General features: G+C 50.3%; 22 protein-coding genes and 1 other annotated feature. All 22 genes read left to right on the forward strand.

Features of this window, described 5'->3' with window-relative positions; translation table 11 throughout:
• Position 1: 1 nt before the first annotated feature.
• The 22 genes from LQV63_RS00665 (at position 2) to ileS (ending at position 24,768) form a co-directional block, all read left to right on the forward strand.
• The gene (locus LQV63_RS00665; protein ID WP_325175837.1) at positions 2 to 1,498 is read left to right on the forward strand and encodes a UDP-N-acetylmuramoyl-L-alanyl-D-glutamate--2,6-diaminopimelate ligase; all 1,497 of its coding nucleotides are present in this window, start codon (positions 2 to 4) and stop codon (positions 1,496 to 1,498) included.
• Positions 1,495 to 2,895 (forward strand): UDP-N-acetylmuramoyl-tripeptide--D-alanyl-D-alanine ligase, encoded by a 1,401-nt coding sequence (locus LQV63_RS00670; protein ID WP_233695337.1) that lies wholly within the window; start codon positions 1,495 to 1,497, stop codon positions 2,893 to 2,895. The genes LQV63_RS00665 and LQV63_RS00670 overlap by 4 nt, the downstream gene beginning before the upstream one ends.
• Positions 2,896 to 2,922: 27 nt before the next feature.
• A complete protein-coding gene (gene mraY, locus LQV63_RS00675; protein WP_019420644.1) occupies positions 2,923 to 3,885 on the forward strand; it encodes a phospho-N-acetylmuramoyl-pentapeptide-transferase in 963 nt (320 codons plus the stop codon).
• A 3-nt stretch (positions 3,886 to 3,888) separates the two neighbouring features.
• The gene (gene murD, locus LQV63_RS00680; RefSeq protein WP_233695338.1) at positions 3,889 to 5,310 is read left to right on the forward strand and encodes a UDP-N-acetylmuramoyl-L-alanine--D-glutamate ligase; all 1,422 of its coding nucleotides are present in this window, start codon (positions 3,889 to 3,891) and stop codon (positions 5,308 to 5,310) included.
• 45 nt (positions 5,311 to 5,355) lie between these two features.
• On the forward strand, positions 5,356 to 6,453 hold the full coding sequence (gene spoVE, locus LQV63_RS00685; protein WP_019420642.1) for a stage V sporulation protein E: 1,098 nt from the start codon (positions 5,356 to 5,358) through the stop codon (positions 6,451 to 6,453).
• Between the two features lie 5 nt (positions 6,454 to 6,458).
• Positions 6,459 to 7,565 (forward strand): undecaprenyldiphospho-muramoylpentapeptide beta-N-acetylglucosaminyltransferase, encoded by a 1,107-nt coding sequence (gene murG / locus LQV63_RS00690; protein ID WP_019420641.1) that lies wholly within the window; start codon positions 6,459 to 6,461, stop codon positions 7,563 to 7,565.
• 216 nt (positions 7,566 to 7,781) lie between these two features.
• The gene (murB, locus tag LQV63_RS00695) at positions 7,782 to 8,690 is read left to right on the forward strand and encodes a UDP-N-acetylmuramate dehydrogenase (protein WP_233695339.1); all 909 of its coding nucleotides are present in this window, start codon (positions 7,782 to 7,784) and stop codon (positions 8,688 to 8,690) included.
• Between the two features lie 16 nt (positions 8,691 to 8,706).
• Positions 8,707 to 9,990, forward strand: coding sequence for a UDP-N-acetylglucosamine 1-carboxyvinyltransferase (gene murA / locus LQV63_RS00700; protein ID WP_019420639.1), 1,284 nt, complete (start codon positions 8,707 to 8,709; stop codon positions 9,988 to 9,990).
• Positions 9,991 to 10,268: 278 nt separating this feature from the next.
• On the forward strand, positions 10,269 to 11,159 hold the full coding sequence (locus LQV63_RS00705; protein WP_157259496.1) for a cell division protein FtsQ/DivIB: 891 nt from the start codon (positions 10,269 to 10,271) through the stop codon (positions 11,157 to 11,159).
• 267 nt (positions 11,160 to 11,426) lie between these two features.
• A complete protein-coding gene (gene ftsA / locus LQV63_RS00710) occupies positions 11,427 to 12,671 on the forward strand; it encodes a cell division protein FtsA (RefSeq protein WP_233695340.1) in 1,245 nt (414 codons plus the stop codon).
• A gap of 94 nt (positions 12,672 to 12,765) precedes the next feature.
• On the forward strand, positions 12,766 to 13,890 hold the full coding sequence (ftsZ, locus tag LQV63_RS00715) for a cell division protein FtsZ (RefSeq protein ID WP_019420636.1): 1,125 nt from the start codon (positions 12,766 to 12,768) through the stop codon (positions 13,888 to 13,890).
• Positions 13,891 to 14,095: 205 nt separating this feature from the next.
• Complete coding sequence (spoIIGA, locus tag LQV63_RS00720; RefSeq protein ID WP_233695341.1) at positions 14,096 to 15,088, forward strand: sigma-E processing peptidase SpoIIGA; 993 nt, start codon at positions 14,096 to 14,098, stop codon at positions 15,086 to 15,088.
• A gap of 110 nt (positions 15,089 to 15,198) precedes the next feature.
• A complete protein-coding gene (sigE, locus tag LQV63_RS00725; protein ID WP_019420634.1) occupies positions 15,199 to 15,921 on the forward strand; it encodes an RNA polymerase sporulation sigma factor SigE in 723 nt (240 codons plus the stop codon).
• A gap of 128 nt (positions 15,922 to 16,049) precedes the next feature.
• Positions 16,050 to 16,832 (forward strand): RNA polymerase sporulation sigma factor SigG, encoded by a 783-nt coding sequence (sigG, locus tag LQV63_RS00730; protein ID WP_019420633.1) that lies wholly within the window; start codon positions 16,050 to 16,052, stop codon positions 16,830 to 16,832.
• A gap of 260 nt (positions 16,833 to 17,092) precedes the next feature.
• Entirely contained in the window at positions 17,093 to 17,380 is a 288-nt protein-coding gene (locus LQV63_RS00735) for a YlmC/YmxH family sporulation protein (protein ID WP_019420632.1), read from the forward strand.
• Between the two features lie 47 nt (positions 17,381 to 17,427).
• Positions 17,428 to 18,285, forward strand: coding sequence for a peptidoglycan editing factor PgeF (pgeF, locus tag LQV63_RS00740; protein ID WP_233695342.1), 858 nt, complete (start codon positions 17,428 to 17,430; stop codon positions 18,283 to 18,285).
• Positions 18,285 to 18,971: a YggS family pyridoxal phosphate-dependent enzyme gene (locus LQV63_RS00745; protein WP_019420630.1), complete on the forward strand. Its 687-nt coding sequence runs from the start codon at positions 18,285 to 18,287 to the stop codon at positions 18,969 to 18,971. Before pgeF ends, LQV63_RS00745 begins: the two co-directional genes overlap by 1 nt.
• On the forward strand, positions 18,971 to 19,423 hold the full coding sequence (locus LQV63_RS00750; RefSeq protein WP_019420629.1) for a cell division protein SepF: 453 nt from the start codon (positions 18,971 to 18,973) through the stop codon (positions 19,421 to 19,423). The genes LQV63_RS00745 and LQV63_RS00750 overlap by 1 nt, the downstream gene beginning before the upstream one ends.
• 7 nt (positions 19,424 to 19,430) lie before the next feature.
• Entirely contained in the window at positions 19,431 to 19,700 is a 270-nt protein-coding gene (locus tag LQV63_RS00755) for a YggT family protein (RefSeq protein ID WP_019420628.1), read from the forward strand.
• Positions 19,701 to 19,826: 126 nt separating this feature from the next.
• A complete protein-coding gene (locus LQV63_RS00760; protein WP_233695343.1) occupies positions 19,827 to 20,618 on the forward strand; it encodes a YlmH family RNA-binding protein in 792 nt (263 codons plus the stop codon).
• 95 nt (positions 20,619 to 20,713) lie between these two features.
• Entirely contained in the window at positions 20,714 to 21,196 is a 483-nt protein-coding gene (locus tag LQV63_RS00765; protein WP_019420626.1) for a DivIVA domain-containing protein, read from the forward strand.
• Positions 21,197 to 21,326: 130 nt separating this feature from the next.
• Positions 21,327 to 21,616: a binding site (T-box leader), on the forward strand.
• A 59-nt stretch (positions 21,617 to 21,675) separates the two neighbouring features.
• A complete protein-coding gene (gene ileS / locus LQV63_RS00770) occupies positions 21,676 to 24,768 on the forward strand; it encodes an isoleucine--tRNA ligase (RefSeq protein ID WP_019420625.1) in 3,093 nt (1,030 codons plus the stop codon).
• Positions 24,769 to 24,860 lie beyond the last annotated feature (92 nt).

A 24,860-nucleotide genomic window follows, 5' to 3' on the forward strand; every position in this document is an offset into this window, starting at 1 on the left:
CATGCAACAGTTGCGATTGTCTGAAGCATCTGCACGGATGCTGACAGCGAAATGCAAAGGGGACGAAGAAACGGTATATACAGGATTGGCAGTGGATTCTCGCCGTGTGCAGCAGGGCGACCTGTTCTTCTGCATATCAGGAACCGTCGATGATGGACACCGCTATGCGGAGCGTGCGGTGGCAGCGGGTGCGGCCGCCCTCGTGGTCGAGCGGGAGCTGGCTATGCCGATACCTCAGCTCATCGTGAAAAATGCGCGTCATGCACTCGCGGTCCTGTCTGATGCCTTCTATCAATCGCCCAGCAAAAAGTTGAACTTGATAGGTGTAACGGGAACGAACGGAAAGACGACCATCACTTATTTGATTGAAAAAATATTGACGGATGCGAAGCGCAAGACAGGCGTCATTGGCACGATTCAAATGCGCTACGCGAACCACGTGCTGCCGATGTCGGGCACGACACCTAACGCACTCGAACTGCAGCATGCGCTCAGAAACATGGTCGATGAGGGCGTGGAGGCGGTTGCCATGGAGGTGTCCTCGCATGCACTCGTGCAAGGACGCGTCCAAGGCTGTCGTTTCCGCACGGCCGTATTCACGAACCTGACACAGGACCATTTGGACTATCACGAGACGATGGAAGCCTATCGCGATGCGAAGGGTCTCTTGTTCTCACGTCTAGGCAACTCGTTCGCGGATAAGGAAGAAGAGCGCTCCTATGCGGTCTTGAATGCAGACGATGCGGCTTCAGCGCATTTTGCCGAGCTGACTGTGGCGGAGACGATTACGTATGGGCTGTCAGAGCAGGCGGATGTCCGCGCGGAAGCGATTCGCATTACAGCGAAGGGAACGAGCTTCAAGGTGCATACGTTCCGGGGATCGGTCGACGTACAGCTGCGCATGGTTGGAACATTCAACGTATACAACGCGCTTGCAGCGATTGCGGTCGGGCTTATCGAGGGTATCGAGCTGGAAGCAATCCGTGACAGCCTGCAGGAAGTGGCGGGCGTGGACGGACGCGTTGAGTCTGTCGAAGCGGGTCAGCCTTTCACTGTCATCGTAGATTATGCGCATTCGCCAGACGGACTGGAAAATGTGCTGCAGACGGTGAAGGAATTCGCGGAAGGCCGCGTCTTATGCGTGTTCGGCTGCGGCGGGGATCGGGACCGGACGAAGCGTCCGCTAATGGGGAAAATTGCGGCCCGTTATGCCGATTACTGCTTTGTTACCTCGGATAATCCGCGCACAGAGGATCCTGCCCTCATTTTGGTTGACATTGAGGCAGGCCTGAAAGAAATGAGCGTGGACTCAAGCCGCTATGAATGTATCGTAGATCGGCGTACAGCCATCGCTAAAGCTATTGAAATGGCAAGCCCGCACGATGTAGTATTGATTGCGGGGAAAGGCCACGAGACTTATCAAATCATCGGAAAAGAAACGTTTGACTTCGATGATCGCTTGGTGGCAAAAGAAGCGATAAGGGGAAAATTTCAGTGATAGAAACGACATTGCAAGAAGTAGCATCCCTATGCGGTGGAACCTTGCCGGTTCCTGCCTGCGGGGAGCACATCATCAAAGGGGTTAGCACCAATTCACGCAGCATCAGGCCCGGTGCCTTGTTCGTACCGCTCCGGGGCGAACGGTTCGACGGCCACATCTATGTGGAGCAAGCGCTCAAGGGCGGGGCTGCGGCTACTTTGTGGCAAGCCGATCAACCGAACCCGCCTGCGGCCGCTGTTATCGTAGATGATACGTATGCAGCGCTGCAGCGGCTCGCTTCCGCTTATCTATCCAAGCTGAACGCGAAGGTAGTTGCTGTGACAGGCAGCAATGGCAAGACGACAACGAAAGATTTAATCGCATCTGTCTTATCTGAGCGCTTCAAGGTACATAAGACGGATGGCAACTTCAACAACCATATTGGACTTCCGCTAACCGTACTGTCCATGCCGCAAGATACGGACATTGCCGTGCTTGAAATGGGCATGAGCGGTCGCCGTGAGATCGAGCTTCTCTCGAATATCGCCCAGCCGGATGCAGCTGTCATTACGAATATCGGTGAAGCGCATTTGCTGCAGCTCGGTTCACGTGAAGAAATTGCGCGTGCGAAACTAGAAATCTTAAGCGGACTGCAGGAGGACGGCGTGCTCATATGCCATGGCGACGAGCCGCTAATCGACCTCGTCCTGTCCGAACCGGAGACGAGGCATCCCGAACGGATGCATCTTTTGCGCTTTGGCACGAGCAGCCGCTGCGATATACGACCAGAACAGGTAACGATGCTTCATGACAGTACGCTATTCACCGTCGCTTTGCCAGATGGAAGTGGCATGACGTCTTATAAGCTTCCGTTGCTAGGACGGCATAATGTCATTAATGCGTTAGCCGCAATTGCGATCGCCCGTCATTTCGGACTTCATGAAGAGCAGATCGCGCACGGTTTAGCAGTGGCTCAAGTTAGCGGCATGCGCTTTGAGCGGACCGTCACGGCGGACGGCTGGACCATATTGAACGACGCTTATAACGCAAGTCCCACAGCTACGCTAGCCGCACTGTCCGTGCTGGCTGAGCTAAAGGGAGGCAAGCGGATTGCCATTCTGGGCGATATGCTGGAACTTGGGCCGCAGGAAGCACAGCTTCACTACGAGGTAGGCACTTCGATCGCACCAGGCAGTATCGATCTTTTGCTCACATATGGGGCACTTGGGCAGGAAATCGCGAACGGCGCCCTGCAACATTTCCCTGCCGAGGCCGTTTATTCATTTGACGATAAGGAAGCGTTGAAGGCATGTCTCGTGAAGCATGCAGCCGCGGGCGATATTGTTCTCGTCAAAGCCTCGCGAGGAATGAAACTAGAAGAAGTTGTTAATGAATGGATAAATGTCGAGCATTAGTTGGTGTGGTAACGGGAGGTGTAGGGATTGGACTTCAAATTGATGTTAATGACAATCGGTGTATCTTTTATCCTAGCCGTCATATTGGGCCCGTTAACGATTCCGCTTCTGCGCAGGCTGAAGTTTGGTCAACAGGTGCGTGACGACGGTCCGAAAGCCCATTTGAAAAAAACGGGAACACCGACGATGGGCGGAATGATAATTTTACTAGCGTTTACGCTTGCATTTTTGAAATTTTCGGTTATGGATACCGACTTCTACGTATTGCTTATCGCTACGTTAGGCTTTGGGCTGGTCGGATTTCTTGACGACTATATAAAAATTGTCTTTCGCCGTTCTCTTGGCTTAACGGCAAGACAGAAGCTAATCGGTCAGTTGTTTTGCGCTGGACTTATTTGTTTTTTATTATGGCAATCAGGTCACAGCACGGTTATTTCCATTCCGGGCACTGCGCTTGGACTTGATTTCGGCTGGTTTTATTATCTGTTCATTATTTTAATGATGCTAGCCGTTAGCAACGCGGTGAATTTCACGGATGGGCTAGACGGCCTGTTGTCCGGAACAAGCGCCATCGCTTTCTCCGCGTTCGCGTTGATTGCGATGCAATCATCGGAAATATCTGCTGCGGTCAGTGCGGCGGCGATGGTAGGGGCTGTGCTCGGATTCCTCGTCTTCAATGCGCATCCGGCCAAAGTGTTCATGGGGGACACTGGTTCACTAGGAATCGGAGGAGCTATCGCGGCTATCGCCATCTTGACGAAGACGGAATTGCTCATTATCATCATCGGCGGGATATTTGTCATCGAGATGCTGTCCGTCATCATTCAGGTCGTGTCGTTCAAGACGCGCGGCAAACGTGTATTTAAAATGAGTCCGATTCATCATCATTTCGAGTTGTGCGGCTGGTCCGAATGGCGCGTTGTCATCACATTCTGGCTTGTCGGAATCGTGCTGGCTGGACTTGGATTATGGATCAACAAGGGGTTGTAACGGATGAACCATCCAGAATCATATCAGGGACAACGTGTCGTCGTGCTTGGCTTGGCCAAGAGCGGCGTACGCGTGGCAAAGGTATTTCATGACCGCGGTGCGCTAGTCACCGTAAATGATAAGAAGGAACGCCACATGTGCCCCGAAGCTTCAGAATTAGAAGCTTTGGGCATTTGTGTTGTATGCGGGCATCATCCCGATGAACTGATTGATGAACAGGTTGCTTTGGTCGTTAAGAATCCGGGAATCCCGTATTCTGCTCCGCCTGTAGCGAAGGCGACAGCGCTAGGCATCGAGATCGTCACCGAGGTCGAGGTCGCCTATCGTCTAAGTCCGGCGCCAATTGTCGGAATTACAGGGAGCAATGGTAAGACGACAACGACGACTTGGGTCGGCAACATGCTAGTTGCGGCAGGACTGAAGCCGGTGGTGGCCGGCAACATCGGAACGCCGCTCTGCCAAGCTGCAGAGGAGGTCGAAGAAGACGATATCCTCGTCGTGGAATTAAGCAGCTTTCAACTGAAAGGAACCGATCAGTTCCGTCCGCGAGTCGCCAGCTTGTTAAATGTGGCGGAAACGCATCTGGACTATCATGGAACGATGGAGGATTATGTGAACTCCAAAGCGCGCTTATTTGAAAATATGACAGAGCAAGATGTCGCCGTGCTGAATGCAGACGATGAAACATGCCGCTCGCTCGCCTCGCGGATTCAAGCCCGCAAATGGTGGGTATCTTCAAATAAGCGCGTCGATTGCGGCGTATTTGTCGATCCGCCGTTCACTGACGTGACGGAGAATGACGAATCCCGTCATCTGGTGTATGTCGACGAGCAGGGAATGTCACATCCAATCGTGCAGGTGCAGGAGATCGGCCTGCCAGGAAGATACAACGTCGACAACGCTCTGGCTGCATGTGCCATTGCGATTGCAGCGGGCGCTTCCCCTGACTCATTGGCCGAGCCTTTGCGAGCGTTCAACGGGGTTGAGCATCGTCTCGAATTCGTTCGCAATGACAATGGAGTCGTCTACTATAACAATTCCAAAGCGACGAACACGAAAGCGACACTGATGGCGCTCGAAGCGTTTGAAGGCAATATCGTGCTCATTGCGGGCGGGCTTGATCGCGGATTAGACTTTCACGAATTGATTCCCGTCATGCGCGAGCGTGTCAAAGCTGTCGTCACGATGGGACAGACGAGACAAGTTATGGAGCATGTTGCGGCAGTAGCGGGTTTATCCGACATCGCAGTCGTCGACAATATGGATAATGCAGCCGCTGCAATCAACGAGGCGGTCCAACTCGCGCAGCGTTATGCGGAGGCGGGCGATATCGTGCTGCTGTCTCCGGCATGTGCAAGTTGGGATATGTTCCCATCGTATGAGGAACGGGGAAGAATGTTTAAAGCGGCGGTGCATAGTCTGTAGTAGGGGGGTGTTCAAGCCCCTACATTGTCCAATGAGGTGTACCGCATGGTCAAAGCACGAACTGCGCCCGATTTGTGGCTCATCGTTTCAGTTCTATCGCTTCTAGCGATTGGTATTGTCATGGTATATAGCGCAGGCGCCGTGGTGGCGTATCACGATTACGGGGATTCTTTTTATTTTGTCAAACGACAATTGCTGTTTGCCGTTCTCGGTTTGGTTGCCATGTTCTTTACGATGAACACGGACTATCATGTGTGGAAACGATACGCTAAAATAGGACTTATCATCTGCTTTGCTCTGCTCGTCATCGTACTCATTCCCGGTATCGGCAATGTGCGGGGCGGAGCGCGAAGCTGGCTAGGCATCGGCTCCTTCGGTATTCAGCCGTCCGAGTTCATGAAGCTGGCCATGGTTATTTTTCTCGCCAAGATGCTGTCAGAGGAACAGTCGCGAATTACGCTGTTCACGCAAGGACTGCTGCCTCCGCTCGGTATTATGGGAGCGGCGTTCGCCATGATTATGCTGCAGCCGGATCTCGGAACGGGCACCGTCATGGTAGGCGCCTCCCTGCTCGTCATTTTTACTGCAGGAGCAAGAATCAAGCATCTGATGTCGCTCGCGCTCGTAGGCGTCGCCGGGTTCGTAGGACTTGTGCTTGCGGCCCCGTACCGCTTGCAGCGCATTACCGCCTTTCTCGATCCGTGGCAGGATCCGTTAGGCGCCGGTTATCAGGCAATTCAATCGTTATATGCGATTGGACCGGGAGGGCTCATCGGACTTGGTCTCGGAGCGAGCAGGCAGAAGTACAATTACGTTCCCGAGCCGCAGACAGACTTTATTTTTTCCATTTTGGCTGAAGAGCTTGGCTTTATTGGCGGCGTTGCCGTATTGCTGCTCTTCTTAATTCTGGTATGGCGCGGCATGAGAGCTGCTATGACTGCTCCCGATACGTTCGGCAGTCTGCTTGCCGCAGGCATCGTCGGCATTGTCGCGGTTCAGGTCATTATCAATATCGGCGTCGTCATCGGTTTAATGCCGGTCACGGGCATTACCCTGCCGTTAATCAGTTACGGCGGTTCTTCTCTGACCTTGATGCTAACCGCGCTTGGCATCCTGCTCAACATATCACGTTATGCGAGGTGAACGATATGCGCGTCGTGCTTAGCGGCGGCGGAACGGGCGGACATATTTATCCGGCTGTCGCCATCGCGCGGGAATGTGAAAAGAGATTTCCCGACTGCACTTTTTTATATATTGGAACAGAGAGAGGCTTGGAAAGCCGACTCGTACCGGAGGAAGGCCTTCCTTTTGCTACTATCGATATTACCGGCTTTCGGCGCAAGCTTTCCATTGATAATGTAAAGACCGTAATGCGGTTTATCCGCGGCGTTACGAAAGCGAAAGCGATGCTGAAGGAATTTAAGCCTGACGTCGTCATTGGCACCGGAGGCTATGTATGCGGCCCGGTTGTCTATGCCGCGTCTAAGCTCGGCATTCCAACCGTCGTCCATGAACAGAACGTCATCCCGGGGTTGACCAATTCATTTCTAAGCCGTTATGTTAATTCGGTTGCCGTCAGCTACGAGCAATCCACTTCCCACTTCAACAAGGCGAAGAACGTGGTGTACTGCGGCAATCCGCGCGCGACGGCTGTCGTCGAAGCGAATCGGGAGCGCGGCTTCGCGTCGCTTGGCTTGCCTATAGACAGCCGAATCGTGCTGGTCGTAGGAGGAAGCCGGGGGGCGCAAGCCATTAATAATGCGATGATCGGCATGGTGCCGATGCTCAAACAACTGCCTGGTGTTCATTTCGTATATGTGACCGGACAAAATTACTATGAATCAACCCGCAAATCGGTACTGCAAGCAAGTGAAGCCGTACGCAATCATTTGCATGTTCTTCCTTACATTGGCAATATGCCAGAAGTGTTGGCCGCTACCACGCTTGCTGTAAGCCGGGCAGGTGCGTCGTCGCTGGCGGAATTGACGGCACTCGGCATCCCGTCCATATTGATTCCGTCACCGAACGTGACGAACAACCATCAAGAAGCGAATGCGCGCTCCTTGCAAGAGGTCGGTGCCGCCGTCATGATAACGGAGAAACAGCTTACAACCGAAGCGTTGTTTGCTCAAATAAAGACTTTGATGACAGACGAGAAGAAACGCAGTCATATGTCTTCGTGTGCCAAGTCGGCTGGACAGCCGGATGCGGCGGCACGAGTCGTAACTGAACTCGAACGATTGACGGGCAAGTAGAGCTTGCCCGATTTTTTTGCTTGATGACGATGTCATCGCGAGACACATTGTGGAATGATGCATTGTTCCTTCAGCGTGGGCTACTGTCACACAACGTGTCACACTGACATAAGATACTCTATACATCGTGACAGTCTCCCTACACCGCTGCTTTGAACGAACGACAGCATGATTTCAATGTATGTGACAGTTGGAGAGGTAAAGGAGGTTCATCATATGCTGCAGCAATTTATTTCCCGATACACCGAACAGAACTTAGGGAAATACAAATGTAATGAGCCGCTTGCGCCGTATACAACGTGGAAAATCGGAGGTCCGGCGGATGTGCTCGTCGAACCGGCCGGTAAGGAGCAATTGATTCAAACTGTCAAGCTTCTGCATGACTTGCAAGTGCCATGGATGACGGTTGGCCGCGGCTCGAATATGCTTATATCCGATAAAGGAGTGCGCGGAGTTGTCATTCATACAGGATTGGCACTTGATTATGTCCGTCAGGAAGAACACTTGATTCATGCTGGAGCAGGTTATTCGTTTATTAAATTGTCGGTAACCTCGAGCAATTTGGGCCTGGCAGGGCTCGAATATGCAGGAGGCATTCCTGGAACGGTCGGCGGGGCCGTATACATGAATGCGGGGGCACATGGGTCTGACGTGTCACGAATATTAGATTCTGCTGAGATTGTACTGGACACAGGGGAATTGGTGCGTTACGGTGCGGAAGAGATGCAGTTTGCTTACCGCCATTCTGTGCTGCATGAGAAACGGGGCATCGTATTGGAGGCGACGTTCCGGCTCACGCCCGGAGATCGACAAGAACTCAAAGCCTTGAATGCATCGTATAAGGATCGCCGGCGGCGTACGCAACCGCTGACATCGGCATGCGCAGGCAGCGTATTCCGCAATCCCCCGGGAGATTATTCTGCCCGGCTCATTGAAGAAGCGGGGTTGAAGGGATTGCGCATCGGCGGGGCCGAAGTTTCCACGCAACACGCCAATTTCATTGTAAACACCGGGCAAGCAACAGCGTCAGACGTGCTCACCCTGATGGAGCGTATCCAACTAACGATAAAGGACCGTTATGGTGTCGAGTTGGTGCCGGAAGTGTTGGTGGTGGGTGAGCGGTAATCTCGGAGGTGATACATTGGACAAATTGGTGATTGAGGGTGGAAAGCCTCTATCAGGAACCATTCGTATCCATGGAGCGAAAAATGCCGCTTTACCGATTTTAGCAGCCGCGATCCTGGCCGACGGTACCGTGAAGCTCGATAATGTCCCGCAATTACTCGATATTGAAGTAATGCTGAACATTTTGCGCCGACTAGGTTGCCGAGCCGTTCAGGACGGCTATACGGTCACTATGGATTCTGCAGGTGCTCACTCGGCCCACGTGCCGGAAGATTTGATGCGCCAGATGCGCTCCTCTATCTTCTTAATGGGGCCGCTGCTTGCGCGTTTTAAAGAGGTTCATATTTATCAGCCTGGCGGTTGTGCCATTGGCGAACGCAAGATTGATTTGCATTTGCGCGGGCTGCAAGCGCTTGGTGCCGAATTAGAGCAATGCGGCAATCGCATTACATGCCGCGCGGAGCAATTGGAAGGCGCCGAAATTCATTTGGATTTTCCTAGCGTGGGCGCTACCGAAAATATTATGATGGCGGCGGTTCTAGCTAAAGGAACGACGGTAATTACGAATACTGCGCGGGAGCCGGAAATTGTTGATCTGCAGCGGTTCCTTAACCGAATGGGCGCTAATATTACCGGTGCGGGCTCGGATACGATAATCGTGACCGGGGTGAAGCAGCTCCGCGGGTGTCAATACGAGATCATACCTGATCGCATCGTCGCGGGCACGCTAATGATTGCGGCCGCGGCGACACGCGGTGCGGTGACGCTCACCAACGCCCATGCAGAACATTTAACGGCATTAATTCATATCCTGCGCAGGGCTGGTGTTCAGATTGCTACGAGTGATGGTATAATTAATGTGACCAGCATCGGGAGGCCGAAAGCGGTGGAGCGAACCGTTACATCGCCGTATCCGGCGTTCCCTACGGATTTACAGTCTCAGCTGATGGTCCTTCTATCGCTTGCTGATGGCGTCAGCGTCATGAAGGAGACCGTATTCGAAGGTCGCTTCAGGCATGTGGATGAACTGTCCCGCATGGGGGCGGATATTCGCGTAGACTTGAGCTCTGCTTTTGTCAGAGGTGTTCAGTCGCTGTATGGCGCTACGGTGGAAGCAACGGATTTGCGTGCCGGAGCCGCGCTCGTCATCGCGGGATTGGCGGCACAAGGGCGCACAATCTTGGAGCAGGTGCATCACATCGACCGGGGCTACGATCGCATCGAGCATATATTCAGCCGGCTGGGTGCAAAGATTGATCGCTATACCCCAGTTCCGAAGTTGGATTTTGCAAATGGATAAACGGCAATCATGCAATCATCGGGTCCCCTCCTAATACGGAGGGGATTGCGAGTATTTGCACTACTGTATATATTAGTATAAGAGAGGTTATTCAAAAGGCCTCCATTTGATCACGAAGTATCCGAAGATGCGATTCGGCATCGAATCTTGCATTCACTCTCGAAGAGCTTATGCTTACGATGAAGTTTTCCTGCGAAAACTTGTACTTCTCTTCTCGGTACCGAAAGTGGTCTTGCTGAACACGCATTATTATATGTTTACTGTTGATGAAGAAGGGGATGAACCCATTGCAAGTAAGAACGATTCCCCCGCTGCCAGACAAGCCGCAGAAGAAGAAGCGGAAAGCAACAAAACTGATTTGGCTTTTATTTGTCTTATTTATCGTCCTGCTCGGAGTGTTGTTCTTCCGTTCGCCCATCAGCAAAATATCACAGGTGCGCTGGATTGGAGAGCATTTCGTAACGCAAGCGAATCTAACCGAGACGAGCGGCCTGAGGCCGGGAGAGCCCTTCTTTGGGACAAGCAGTTCAACCGTTGCCGAACGCATTCAAGCCAAGTATCCGTTTGTGAAATCAGTGCAGGTCGACAAGCAATTTCCTGGTTTAGTTGAAGTGCATGTTCATGAATATGCTGCAGTTGCCTATGAATTGACTGCTGACGGAATGATGCAAGCATGTCTTGAGAACGGTTCGGTCGTCAAGCTTGACGAACAGCTGAAGACGGTACTCGAGAAGCCAATGCTTACACAGTGGGATGGACAACAAGAGATGAAGTCCAAGCTGAGCAAAGAGTTGGCTAACATACCGAAAGGGCTTCTGGCCGATATTTCCGAGATTCGCTTCTTTCCGTCGTCCTCTTACCCGGATCGCATTAAGCTGTATACCCGTTCAGGATTCGAGGTTGTAACGAGCGTCACTTTTTTGCATGATAAGATTGCCTACTTGAGCGGAGTCGTGGAGACGCAGGAACCAGGCCGCATCACGATGTTGAAGGCCGATTCGTACATCCCATATTCCAGCCTGCCTGCTTCCGAAGAAGATGTCGAGTTAGATTCAGAGGGCGAAGATGCAACTGGTATAGGCAAGGATAGAGATAGTCAAGAAGCAAATGATATCGATACTGAGAGGCTAACAGAGTCTGATGCCGATAAAGACAGTCAAGATGAGTAAAATCTGGAGAAAGAAAAAAACTCTACTCAATAAACGGAAAAAATGCTAGAATAAAGCTTATGGTATTTCCCGCGATCTCCTTCTTTTTTCTTTAAGTTTTTATGTAAAGAAAAGCCCACTTCATTTATAGCGTCTTTTACATATGGAAGGACTTATCACTAAAAAATTTGTAGAAAAAAGAGGGAATGACTAAACTTTGTTGAATACATACAAAGTGTCCGGGGATACAAACATACCAATTGACTTGGAAGTGGGAGGTGCCACGGGTTGAGCAGCAATGACATCATTGTGAGTTTGGACATCGGTACATCCAAAGTGCGTGCTATCATCGGAGAAATTAACAACGGAACGCTGCAAATCATCGGCGTTGGATCTGCTGACTCAGAAGGTATTCGCAAAGGTGCGATTGTAGATATTGATCAGACCGTCCAATCAATTCGCAATGCTATTGAGCATGCGGAGCGAATGGTCGGCATTGAAATTACGGAAGTATACGTAGGCATATCGGGCAATCATATCGGCTTGCAATCGAGCCATGGAGTTGTCGCGGTCTCGAACGAAGACCGTGAAATCGGCGAAGAGGATATTGAGCGTGTGCTCAAAGCGGCAGAAGTTATCGCTTTGCCTCCAGAACGCGAGATTATCGACGTGGTCGCAAAGCAATACGTTGTTGACGGATTGGAAGATATTCACGATCCGCGCGGCATGATTGGAGTACGTCTGGAAGTCGATGCAACGATTATCACGGGTGCGAAGACCGCAATACATAATTTACTAAGATGTGTGGAGAAAGCGGGCTTGCATGTCAAAGATTTAGTGCTGATGTCACTGGCCGGCGGACAGCTGGCTTTATCCAAAGACGAAAAAACGATGGGATCGGTGCTTGTAGATGTAGGCGCCGGAGCGACGACGATTGCGATCTTCCGCGACGGGACGCTTACAGCCACAACAACTTTGCCTATCGGCGGTGACTTCGTCACGAACGATATTGCTTACGGTTTGCGCACGATGTCAGACCATGCGGAGAAAGTGAAGCTGAAATTCGGCTGCGCTTGGATTGACGATGCAGTGGAAGACCAAGTCTTCAAAGTAACCCGTATCGGCAGTAACGTAGAAAAAGAGTTTAATCAAGTATTTTTGGCCAACATCATTGAACCGCGCGTACAGGAAATATTCCATCTTGTCAAAAATGAAGTGAAGCGTCTAGGTTTCACGGAATTGCCTGGTGGGTACATTCTATCCGGCGGCACTGTATCGATGCCAGGGGTATTGCATGCGGCGCAAGCCGAGTTGCAAACGTCCGTACGCATTGCCGTGCCTGACTTTATCGGAGTGCGCGATCCGGGATTTGTCAGTGGTGTTGGGGTATTGCATCATGTGTTGCGCTCCGTTCGTCCACGCAGTGCGGGTGGCACTAAGAAAGCGACAGCACGGAAGCCAACTCCAGTTGAATCATCGAACAAGCCGGGCTTAATTGAACGGTTGAAAAATATGTTTAGTGAATTCATCTAGAGGTTGTTCAAAAAGCGTTCTTTTTGAACACGGATCTTTAATAAAAAGTTGACTTCATGCCATCCATGCACAATGAAGGGGAGATGGAGAACTGATGTTGGAATTTGAATTTGAGATGGAACAATTAGCCCAAATTAAAGTTATCGGCGTCGGCGGCGGCGGCAGTAACGCGGTTAACCGCATGATAGATAACGGTGTCCAGGGCGTTGAATTTATTACGGTAAATACAGATGCGCAGGCGCTGCATTTTGCAAAGTCCGAGCATAAGCTGCAGATTGGGGATAAGCTGACTCGAGGCTTGGGCGCTGGAGCGAATCCGGATGTAGGGAAGAAAGCTGCTGAGGAATCACGCGAGTTAATAAGCAATACGTTGAAAGGCGCCGATATGGTATTCGTTACAGCCGGAATGGGCGGCGGAACAGGTACCGGCGCAGCACCGGTTATTGCCGAAATCGCCAAAGAATGCGGCGCTTTAACTGTCGGCGTTGTCACTCGTCCGTTTACATTCGAAGGTCGTAAACGCTTTACACAATCAGAGATGGGGATTGAATCTCTGAAAGAGAAAGTCGATACGCTTATCGTCATTCCAAATGACCGTTTGCTAGAGATTGTAGACAAGAAGACACCGATGCTGGAAGCTTTCCGTGCGGCGGATAACGTGCTTCATCAGGCTGTGCAGGGCATTTCCGATTTAATTGCGGTACCAGGTCTTATTAACTTGGACTTTGCCGACGTGAAGACGATTATGACTGAACGCGGATCTGCGCTGATGGGTATCGGTGTTGCCAATGGCGAGAGTCGCGCAGCGGAAGCGGCACGCAAGGCAATTATGAGCCCGCTTCTCGAGACGTCTATCGATGGAGCGCGCGGTGTTATTATGAACATTACGGGCGGTTCGAATCTTTCTTTGTATGAAGTCAATGAAGCAGCCGAGATTGTAACAGCAGCTTCTGATCCAGAAGTGAATATGATTTTCGGTGCAATCATTGATGAGAATATGAAGGATGATATTAAGGTTACGGTCATCGCAACTGGATTTGAGCATAAGCCTGCGCCTGCCATTCCAGGGCGTCGTCCGCCGTCTGCTGCGAGCGGCAACGAAGGCAATGATTCACGTTCTGACTCTGCTCTTCGTCCATTCGGAAATCAGCCGGCAGGAGATCAGTTGGATATTCCAACATTTTTGCGCAATCGGCCTCGTAATACCAACAACGATTAATGTAACGATCAAGCGATTGATAAAGCGTTTGCCTACTACAGGCAAACGCTTTTGTCGTTCCTCATCCATGAAAGCTATCATCTGGTAACCCTCGACAAAAAAAGTGTCTTTCCTCGCCCACCTTTAGACAGACTTCGGATAAGGGTCTCTTTATACTAATTAATAACTTCCCAATAGTTGGCGGCTTATGAAGGGGGGAAGCACATTGACCGTCATCTATGCTGATCTTATATTTGGTCTGAACATCATTTTGGATTGGACCTTGCTCCGCACGACAGCTTGGATGCGAGGGTTCTCCTTCTCAAAATGGAAGGTTGCTGCGGCGACGGGTGTGGGGACGGCTTATGCTGCTGTGTTATTCATACCGTCGTATCCGATTCTTTATACGTATGTGGGAAAAATACTTTTTTCTATAGTTATGCTGCTCATCGCATTTGGATTTCGCAACATCGGTTTTTTTGTTAAAACGTTCGCGACTTTTTATTTCTCAGCATTTGTATTGGCCGGCGGTGCCATCGGCTTGCAATATTTATTTCAAGATGCTAGAGGATGGTCGCTCTTTCGCGAGGCCCGCGAAATGTGGAAGAGCGGCGGTGCAGATCTGCAAATGGGTGCAGGCTTCTTAGTCGTGGCGTTGCTGGCTTCCTACGCTTTATTTCGTACGGTGTGGAAGCAAGGCAAACGTCAGCAGCAAGTGGCAAGACAATTGGTTCAGGTGGATATTCAAATTGGTGAAATTAAGCGCAGCTGCACAGGTCTGGTGGATACGGGAAATCATCTGAATGATCCATTGAGCGGTGCGCCAGTCATTATTACGGAGTCATGCCTATGGGAGGGAGCCTTGCCCGGAGAATGGCTCGCACGGCTGAAGCAGGAGCAGCCGCTCGATATGCTGCAATCAATAGGCGATTCGGATGGGAAATGGCCGTTTGATGAGTCCAGGCTGCGCATCATCCCTTATCGTGGAGTAAACCAAGGGATGCAGTGGATGATTGGATTAAAGCCGGACTTCATTCAAGTAACTTCCGATACCGAAAAGTACGTCTGTACAAAAGTTATTATTGGGCTGGACGGAGGAACGTTATCCCACGAAGGTGCATTTCAGGCGATTATCCATCCCGGTGTGATGGAATCCGCAGCAGCAGCATCCTATTCGCTGCATTCGGAGACTCCAGAAGCGGCTACGCGCGCTTCCTAACATATCGAATCGAGCCTGACATTGCTTCGAATGTTTTATCATCATCGTTACATAGGACGTGCTGCAGTCTATATTGCCCTTTCATCACAACGTTTATAGGAGGATTGGCGATGCGGTTGAAATGGAAACTAATGATGCAACTCTATTATTATAGGCTGTTGTTCTGGGTCGGACTAAAGCGCGACGAAATCTATTATATCGGCGGAAGCGAGGCGCTTCCGCCGCCTCTGACGCGAGAAGAGGAAGAATATTTACTTTCCAAGCTATCTTCGGGAGAAGCGGCGATACGGGCGATGCTTATCGAGCGCAACTTGCGGCTTGTCGTGTACATTGCAAGAAAGTTCGAGAACACGGGCATTCATATCGAAGACTTGGTATCTATCGGCGCCATCGGGTTGATTAAGGCGGTCAATACGTTCGATCCGGAGAAAAAGATTAAGCTGGCCACGTATGCATCACGCTGTATCGAGAATGAGATTTTAATGTATTTGCGCCGCAACAGCAAGACGAGAACGGAAGTATCCTTTGATGAACCGCTCAATATCGACTGGGACGGGAACGAGCTGTTGTTGTCCGACGTGCTGGGCACAGAAAATGATACGATTTACAAAAATATTGAAGAGCAGGTGGATCGCAAGCTGCTCCACAAAGCGCTCGATAAGCTGAGTGAAAGAGAACGCATGATCATGGAGCTTCGATTCGGTCTGGCGGATGGGGAAGAGAAGACGCAGAAGGACGTTGCTGATTTGTTGGGTATTTCCCAGTCTTACATCTCCCGTCTGGAGAAGCGGATTATTAAGCGTTTACGCAAGGAATTTAATAAAATGGTGTAGCCTGAAAATCTCCATGAGCACCGCTGTTTTTTGCCATCTTGTGTCGGAATGCGAATGGGATGCAGGAATAAAAATGATCCCCGGGGAGATAATGTACATTAATGTTTCTCCCTGGGAGGTAGTCACGAATGACCCGAAACAAAGTCGAAATTTGCGGTGTCGATACATCGAAGTTACCCGTGCTCACTAACGCCGAAATGAGAGAATTGTTCGTGTCTCTGCAGGAACGAAACGACCGTTCGGCTCGAGAAAAGTTAGTCAACGGTAACTTGCGCCTTGTCCTTAGCGTCATCCAACGCTTTAATAATCGCGGAGAGTTTGTTGATGATTTATTTCAAGTCGGCTGCATCGGATTGATGAAAGCCATCGACAACTTTGACCTAGGGCAGAACGTCAAATTCTCAACCTACGCGGTCCCGATGATTATAGGTGAAATTCGCCGGTATTTGCGGGACAACAACCCGATCCGGGTGTCTCGCAGCTTACGGGATATCGCGTACAAGGCATTGCAAGTTCGTGATTCCTTGACGAATCAGAATTCTCGGGAGCCGACGATCAATGAAATCTCAGAGGCTTTAAACGTTCCCAAGGAAGACGTCGTATTTGCGCTTGACGCCATTCAAGACCCCGTCTCGCTGTTTGAACCGATTTATCACGATGGCGGCGATCCAATCTATGTGATGGATCAAATAAGCGACGATAAGAACAAAGACGTGTCTTGGATCGAAGAGATTGTGCTTCGAGAGGCGATGCGTAAATTAAATGAGCGCGAGAAGATGATTTTATCAATGCGTTTTTTTGAAGGAAAGACTCAGATGGAGGTTGCGGATGAGATTGGAATATCGCAAGCTCAAGTATCACGACTTGAGAAATCCGCTATTAATCAAATGCAGAAGCATGTTCGAACTTAACCCTTCATGTTAAGTTATGCTTACAGCCGACCGCTTAGAAGCGTCGGCTTTTTTAACGTTTAAGGACATCCTTGGGCGTAGGGGGAGCGAGAAAAATGTGTCGCATCCAATTTCACTCCTCGGAAATGTTAATCGCGGGAAAAGGACATTTTGCCCGAAGGATACATATACTTAAGGTATATAAGTGCGCATTCAAAAGAGGACTTTATGAACACCCTCTGTAAAGTAAGGTCAAATCCAATGTGTCGTGGTGAATACTTATGAAAATATCCGATTTCCAAACGAAGGATGTCATTAATATTGTAGACGGGAAAAAGCTAGGGCAAGTTAGCGATGTAGAACTCGATTTGAAGCAGGGCCGCATCGATTCCATTGTCGTGCCCAATTACAGCAAGTTCCTTGGCATGTTCGGTGGAGGCACGGAGTTGGTTATCCCATGGCGCAATATCGTCAAAATTGGGGCCGACGTTGTGCTTGTCAAAATGGAAGAGACAAAGACGATACGAACCGAGGAGTATGAGGACACGTCGTTTCAGCACAAAGCATAGGCTTACAAGGGCTGTTTATGGTACACTGTACGTTGAGGTGAACATTGATGGAACCTTTTGTGCTTCAGCGAAAGAAACATGATGACGGGCCTGAGCTGCTTGAACTAAAAGGCTGGACGGATGCATATCCGGCATTGACTGCCGGCTTCACGACACGAAGTGGAGGGGTCAGCGAAGGTGACTGCGGTACATTAAACTGCGCGCTCCATGTTCAAGACGATGAAAAGCATGTAATAATGAATCGTCTGCGTGTCGCTGAGGCCAGCGGTATGCCGTTCGATGCGTGGACATGCGCGGAACAGGTGCATGGCAACCGCGTGCATATCGTAACGTCGGACGAACGCGGCAGAGGGAGATTGAATCGGGATGATGCGATTCAAAATGCGGATGCCCTGGTTACTGATGTAACAGGGGTTATGCTGACATCGTTCTATGCCGATTGTGTCCCGCTCTTGTTCCTTGATCCAGTGCAGCATGTTATCGGACTTGCTCACGCAGGGTGGAAAGGGACGGTAAGCAAAATCGGACCGGCGACGATACATACGATGATGACGAATTACCAATGTCAACTTGAACACATTCGTGTAGCGATAGGTCCATCCATCGGACCTTGCTGTTATGAGGTGGACGAGCGCGTGCTGTCAGAGGTAAATAGCGTGTTAACGGCTTGTCCGGAGGCGATGGCGCATGCGGACACGATCATTCGTCCCACGACGCCGGGACATGCCATGCTGGATTTGCGAGAACTGAATCGACAATTGTTGAACCAAGCAGGAATTTTGACAACAAATATCGAATGTACTAGTTTGTGTACCGGTTGCCATACTGATATGTTCTTCTCCCATCGCATGGAAGGGGGAGCAACCGGACGTATGATGAGTTGGATTGGTTGGAGGATGACATGATGACGCTGCAGCAGCGAATACAAGCTGTAGAACAACGCATACAAGCCGCATGCGATCGCAGTGGCCGCGAGCGAGACGAAGTTCAAGTGATAGCTGTAACGAAGTATGTCTCACTTGAAGCTACAGGAGAGGCGATTCACGCTGGCTTGCCACATATCGGCGAGAATCGTTGGCAGGATGCGGAAGCGAAATGGAAAGCTTTCGGCGCGGAAGCAACGTGGCATTTTATCGGATCATTGCAAAGCAACAAAGCGAAGGACGTTGTGGGAAAGTTCACCTACGTCCATTCCTTGGACCGCTTTTCTCTGGCACAGGCCATCGAGAAGCGCGCTGCTTCACTGGAAGAACGCGTGCGCTGCTTAATACAGGTAAATATCTCTGGTGAAGATACGAAGCAAGGATTGCCTCCAGAGCAGGTGTCATCGTTCTTGGAACAATTGCGTGCGTTTCCTCATCTCGAGCCGGTCGGATTAATGACAATGGCCCCTTACGAACTGCAACCGGAAGAGACGAGACCCGTCTTTCGTGGCTTAAGGCTGCTGCGTGATGAACTGGAGGCGACAATGCCCGAATCGTTACCGCATTTATCTATGGGAATGTCCAATGATTTCGAGATTGCCATCGAAGAAGGAGCAACATGGGTTCGGCTTGGTTCCATCCTGGTAGGGAAGGAAGGGGAAGCATAATGGGTGTAATGAACCGTTTTATGAATTTTCTCGGACTGCAAGAAGAAGAAGAGATCATCGAACGTGAAAAGGTGGCGGACGCCGAAGAGCACGAGCTGGAAGCACCGGTATTCGACCAACGCAAGTCTTCATCGAAGGGAGCCAACATTGTGAGCATCCATTCACAAAAAGCGGCTAAAGTGGTGCTCTATGAACCCCGGTCTTACGATGAAGCGCAAGAGATCGCTGATCATCTGCGTTCACGGCGCTCGGTCGTTGTTAATTTGCAGCGTGTGCGCAACGACCAAGCCTTGCGCATTATCGACTTCTTAAGCGGAACCGTATACGCCTTGAGCGGAAATATATCGAAGATTGGCGGAAATATATTTATTTGTACGCCGGAGCATATTGAAATTCAAGGTTCGATCACTGAGATGTTCGCAGAAGAGTTTGACTACAATCAAATGAGGTGACCTGAATTTGGAAATCCAGGTGTTAACGTACTTGGGCTATTTATATCAGATATACAGATGGCTCATTATTATTTATATTTTGATGTCTTGGGTGCCTAACGTACGCGAAAGCTTCGTGGGTGAAATAATAGGTAAGATCGTCGAACCTTATTTAGCCCCGTTCCGGCGCATTATTCCGCCGATTGGCGGTATGCTTGACATCTCCCCGATCGTAGCTTTGTTTACGCTCCACTTCGTTTACATGGGCTTATTTGCGGTCGTTCAATATATTTTCTAATGAATAAGGAAGAATATATTGCAGATGTATTCTTGCCTTATTTCTCTCACAGCTACGGCCTGTCCTTGGACAGGGAGGACATGTCAGCTAAGCTGGAGCAGAGCTTGTAAAGGGCGGCGAATAGCAATGACAGGCAACGAAAGTGTATACGCTCACTTCCATCCCGATGAACGCGCGTTTGTCGATCGTGCATGGGAGTGGGTGACGCGTGCTGCGCAAGAACATGAAGTACGGCGCACTGATTTTATGGATCCGCGGCAAGCCTTCATCGTAGCTACGCTTGTCAATCGTCAACCAGACGTACAGCTTCGGCTTGACGGCGGGTATGAACAGGCCGAGCGCAAGCGGGCGCTAATCGCCCCCGATTATGTCTATGTCGAAGGAGAAGAGATGGGGATATCCGTCATGGAGATCACATCCTCTGATCGGAAATGGGACGAGCTCGAACATGGCGATTTTTTGGGTGCAGTGCTTGGTTTAGGAATAAAGCGGGACAAAATAGGTGACATTCACATCAGTGAGGACCGTTGCCATGTGCTAATAACCGAGGAGATAGCGTCTTTTCTCGATACGCACCTTCGTCAAGTGCATCGGGTCAATGTGTTTACGGAAGTGCTGCCGCTTTCCGACTTGCGCACCATTAATGTGGAACTGAATGTGATGCAGCTCAGTGTCGCGTCGCTTCGTCTGGATGGCATCGCAAGCGATGTATTCAGACTGAGCCGCACGAAGATTGTTGCCCCCATTAAAGCGGGGCGCTGCAAGGTTAATTGGAAAGTAGAAGAGAATCCGTCCGCTCAACTTGGAGTAGGCGATGTTGTGTCGCTGCAGGGCTTTGGACGCTTCAAGGTCATCGACATGGAAGGGATGACGAAGAAAGGCCGCATGCGGATTACGGTGGGGACGTATGCCCGTTAGGAACATTTGGGAACGGGAGTATGCAGGATTTCTGCATGAATTTGTCGAAAAAAAGGATACGCTCTAGGGTTCGTAATTTTGAGGAGGTGCACATCATGCCATTGACACCATTGGACATACATAACAAAGAATTTGGCCGCAAGCTGCGCGGTTACGATGAGGACGAGGTTAACGAATTTCTAGACCAAATCATTAAAGATTATGAGGCGGCTATCCGCGAGAACAAGGAAATGCAGAGCCATGCCGCAGGCTTGCAGGATAAGCTCAATCACTTTGCGAACTTGGAAGAAACGTTAAGCAAGACGATCATTGTGGCCCAAGAAGCAGCTGACGAAGTGAAGAGCAATGCAAAAAAAGAAGCGCAGCTCATCATTAAAGAAGCGGAGAAAAATGCCGACCGCATCGTTAACGATGCGCTGACGAGATCCCGTAAAATTGCAATGGAAGTGGAAGAGCTGAAGAAGCAAGCTTCCATTTACCGCGCCCGCTTCCGTACGCTGGTGGAGGCGCAGCTGGAGCTTCTCAGTCAAGATGGTTGGGAAGCGCTTGAACGTGCCGAAGTAAAAGAATTGTATTAATCCTCCTCAAGTCGTGTTTGACATTTGTGCCAAAACGCGCTATAACTATGTATTATTCGATAAGTAACCTTTCGGGCAAGTTCTGAATCAGCGCCACGATGTCGATGATTCAGTCTGACCGCAACATAACAGCAATTCAATGACGGGAACGCGCCGTCACGCACCTTGTTCTCCAGAGAGTCGGAGATGCTGTGAACCGATGAACAAGCCGTGAGTGGACATCATCCCGGAGAAGTTAGGCTGAACCTTAGAAGCCGTTGCGTATGCACACGTTCTAACCTGAAGCTTAACCGGAACCCTACCGTTATCGAGGGCGTGTATATATACAATACACGATCAGAGTGCCGTGCAATGAGTGAGGGACAACTCACTTCGATGGGCGGAACAAGGGTGGTAACGCGAGATAACCTCGTCCCTTTATTGGGATGGGGTTTTTTTTATTGCAAACTGATTACGGTATGGAGAAAGGAAGAGATATCATGAGAAAAGTAGATGTCAAAGAACGCGCCCGGGAGCGGGAACTTCGCGTATTAGCAAAATGGAACCAAGAGCATACGTTTGAAAAATCAATTGAACAGCGGGAAGGTAAACCGAACTTCGTATTCTATGAAGGACCGCCAACGGCGAATGGTGCACCTCATATCGGTCATGTGCTTGGACGCGTAATGAAAGACTTCATTTGCCGCTATAAGACGATGGCGGGCTACCGCGTCGTGCGCAAGGCTGGCTGGGATACGCACGGTCTGCCTGTCGAGCTTGGCGTGGAGAAGCAATTGGGTATCTCTGGAAAGCAGGAAATCGAGAACTATGGCGTGGAAGCGTTCGTCAAGAAATGTAAGAACAGCGTCTTCGAATATGAGAAGCAGTGGCGCGAGCTGACTGAAGCGATCGGCTACTGGACGAATCTTGACGATCCATATATTACACTTGATAACAAGTACATTGAGAGCGTATGGCACATTTTGTCCACGATTCATAACAAAGGGCTTTTGTACCGCGGCCATCGTGTCAGCCCGTACTGCCCATGCTGCCAGACGACTCTGAGCTCGCACGAAGTGGCGCAAGGGTATGAAACGGTCAAGGATCTGTCCGCGACCGTAAAGTTCAAATTGCATGATACCGGTGAATATGTGTTGGCATGGACGACTACGCCTTGGACACTGCCTGCGCACGCAGCGCTGGCGATGAACTCGGATATGGACTATGTGCGCGTTCAACAAGACGATGCTGTCTATATTGTTGCGAAGAACTTGGCCGAGGACGTGATGAATGGATCATACACCGTTCTGTCGGAGCATAAAGGTTCCGAATTCATCGGCAAAACATATGACGCGCCGTTTACGTTCATCAAACCGGAAAAAGGCCATCTCATCGTATCCGCAGGCTTCGTAACAGATTCAAGCGGTACGGGGATCGTTCATATGGCTCCTGCTCACGGGGAAGATGACTATAAGAGCTGCCGCGAGAACGGGATTAGCTTCGTTAGTGTTGTCGACACGCAAGGCCGCTACACGGACGAAGTGAGCGACTTCGCGGGCCGGTTCGTGAAAGATTGCGATATCGACATCGTGAAGACGTTGTCCGAGCGAGGAACGTTGTACAGCAAAGAAAAATACGAGCACAGCTATCCATTCTGCTGGCGCTGCAAGACACCGCTTCTCTATTATGCGACCGAATCATGGTTCATCAAGACGACAGCGGTTAAAGATCAATTAATCGAAAATAACAATAAAGTGGACTGGTATCCGTCCCATATTCGCGAAGGACGCTTCGGCAACTTCTTGGAAGACCTCGTCGATTGGAACATCAGCCGCAATCGCTATTGGGGAACGCCGCTTAACGTGTGGGTGTGCAACTCCTGCAAAGGCGAGTATGCGCCGCACAGCCACCAAGATTTGCGTGAACGTGCGACTGTGCCGATTGCGCCAGACTTGGAGCTCCATAAGCCTTATGTAGACGAAGTGAAGCTCAACTGTCCGCATTGCGATCACGGCGAGATGGAACGCACTTCGGAAGTCATTGATGTCTGGTTCGACAGCGGCTCGATGCCGTTTGCGCAGCATCATTATCCATTCGGCGACGAGAAGAGCTTCAATGAGCTATATCCAGCAGATATGATTTGTGAAGGAATCGACCAAACTCGCGGCTGGTTCTTCAGCTTGCTGGCTGTCTCGACATTGTACAATGGCAAAGCGCCGTATAAAGCGGTCATTGCAACCGGGCATATTTTGGATGAGAACGGGCAAAAAATGTCTAAATCCAAAGGCAACGTTATTGATCCTTGGGAAATCATCAACGAATATGGCACCGATGCCTTCCGCTGGGCGTTGTTATCTGATAGCGCGCCATGGAACTCGAAGCGATTCTCCAAGCAGATTGTAGCCGAGGCGAAGTCTAAAGTAATCGATACGCTCGTAAATACACATGCTTTTTATGCGTTGTATGCGACCATCGATCAGTATGATCCGAAGGCGTATGAGGATCGTCCGTCCGCTAACAAGCTGGATCGGTGGATTCTGTCCCGCTTGCACACGTTAATGGCAACGGTAATCAAGGGGCTGCAAGCGAACGATTTCTTAAATCCGGCGAAGGCGATCGAAGGATACGTAGATGAGCTGAGCAACTGGTACATCCGTCGCTCCCGCGACCGCTTCTGGGGCAGCGAGATGACGGAAGACAAACTGTCGGCATACCAGACGCTTCGCACGGTGCTGGTAACTCTTGCGAAGCTGATTGCGCCATACGCTCCGATGGTGGCTGAAGATATGTACACGAATCTGGGCGGCGAATGCCAAAGCGTTCATTTAGCCGAATATCCGCAAGCAAATGAAGCTATGGTAGATGCGGAGCTTGAGCGTGACATGGAGACAGCGCGTCAAATCGTTGAGCTTGCCCGCAACGTCCGTAACGAAACGAGCATTAAGACACGCCAACCGCTGTCTGAGCTCATTATTTCCATGGATCGACAGTTCGATCTGGCTGGCTATGATGAGGTTATTAAGGACGAAATCAATGTGAAAGATATTCGCGTTGAGACAAGCGACAATGGCTTTGTTGATTTCGCCTTGAAGCTGAACTTGAAAGTAGCGGGGAAAAAGTACGGGAAGAACGTCGGGCCGCTGCAAGCCAGCTTGAAAGCAATGACAGCGGAAGACACGCGTCAAATCGTCGAACAAGGTGAATGGAGCTTCACTAGTGCCGATGGCGAGACATTAATCATTACTCGTGATGAGCTGCTCATTGAGAAGCAGGCGAAGTCGGGCTTCGCATCCGCATCTGGCTATCAAATGACGGTCGCGCTCAACACAGACATCACGCCAGAGCTCGAACAAGAAGGCTGGGTGCGTGAAGTCGTCCGCGGTATTCAAGATACGCGTAAAAAGCTTGATTTGCCAATTGAGAAACGCGTTGACATCGTATTGGATGTGGATGACGAATTGAAAGCGGCCATTCAAGCGTTCGAATCGACGCTGCGTGACAATGTTCTTGTTGCTTCCTTATCTTTTGGTACGGACGATATGATGGAGACGATCGATTTGGGACAGAAGACAATCCGCGTGCATATTGCTTAAAGAACACGTTTAAAAAGGGGACTTTTTAAACAATCTCTTAAATCGATTGGCGGGCACGGGAATGAGCATCACTTCCAAGGGAACACTAAGAT

This window comes from Paenibacillus profundus (assembly GCF_021369635.1).
Lineage (GTDB): Bacteria > Bacillota > Bacilli > Paenibacillales > Paenibacillaceae > Paenibacillus_B > Paenibacillus_B profundus.

What these genes read in the sequence shown, in the direction of transcription:
- LQV63_RS00750 (WP_019420629.1), top strand. Translation starts at nt 18,971, where the DNA reads ATGGGTGTAATGAACCGTTTTATGAATTTTCTCGGACTGCAAGAAGAA.
- murD (WP_233695338.1), top strand. Translation starts at nt 3,889, where the DNA reads ATGAACCATCCAGAATCATATCAGGGACAACGTGTCGTCGTGCTTGGC.
- spoVE (WP_019420642.1), top strand. Translation starts at nt 5,356, where the DNA reads ATGGTCAAAGCACGAACTGCGCCCGATTTGTGGCTCATCGTTTCAGTT.
- murG (WP_019420641.1), top strand. Translation starts at nt 6,459, where the DNA reads ATGCGCGTCGTGCTTAGCGGCGGCGGAACGGGCGGACATATTTATCCG.
- LQV63_RS00765 (WP_019420626.1), top strand. Translation starts at nt 20,714, where the DNA reads ATGCCATTGACACCATTGGACATACATAACAAAGAATTTGGCCGCAAG.
- LQV63_RS00760 (WP_233695343.1), top strand. Translation starts at nt 19,827, where the DNA reads ATGACAGGCAACGAAAGTGTATACGCTCACTTCCATCCCGATGAACGC.
- LQV63_RS00705 (WP_157259496.1), top strand. Translation starts at nt 10,269, where the DNA reads ATGAACCCATTGCAAGTAAGAACGATTCCCCCGCTGCCAGACAAGCCG.
- sigG (WP_019420633.1), top strand. Translation starts at nt 16,050, where the DNA reads ATGACCCGAAACAAAGTCGAAATTTGCGGTGTCGATACATCGAAGTTA.
- murB (WP_233695339.1), top strand. Translation starts at nt 7,782, where the DNA reads ATGCTGCAGCAATTTATTTCCCGATACACCGAACAGAACTTAGGGAAA.
- ftsZ (WP_019420636.1), top strand. Translation starts at nt 12,766, where the DNA reads ATGTTGGAATTTGAATTTGAGATGGAACAATTAGCCCAAATTAAAGTT.
- LQV63_RS00665 (WP_325175837.1), top strand. Translation starts at nt 2, where the DNA reads ATGCAACAGTTGCGATTGTCTGAAGCATCTGCACGGATGCTGACAGCG.
- LQV63_RS00745 (WP_019420630.1), top strand. Translation starts at nt 18,285, where the DNA reads ATGACGCTGCAGCAGCGAATACAAGCTGTAGAACAACGCATACAAGCC.
- LQV63_RS00735 (WP_019420632.1), top strand. Translation starts at nt 17,093, where the DNA reads ATGAAAATATCCGATTTCCAAACGAAGGATGTCATTAATATTGTAGAC.
- sigE (WP_019420634.1), top strand. Translation starts at nt 15,199, where the DNA reads ATGCGGTTGAAATGGAAACTAATGATGCAACTCTATTATTATAGGCTG.
- ileS (WP_019420625.1), top strand. Translation starts at nt 21,676, where the DNA reads ATGAGAAAAGTAGATGTCAAAGAACGCGCCCGGGAGCGGGAACTTCGC.
- pgeF (WP_233695342.1), top strand. Translation starts at nt 17,428, where the DNA reads ATGGAACCTTTTGTGCTTCAGCGAAAGAAACATGATGACGGGCCTGAG.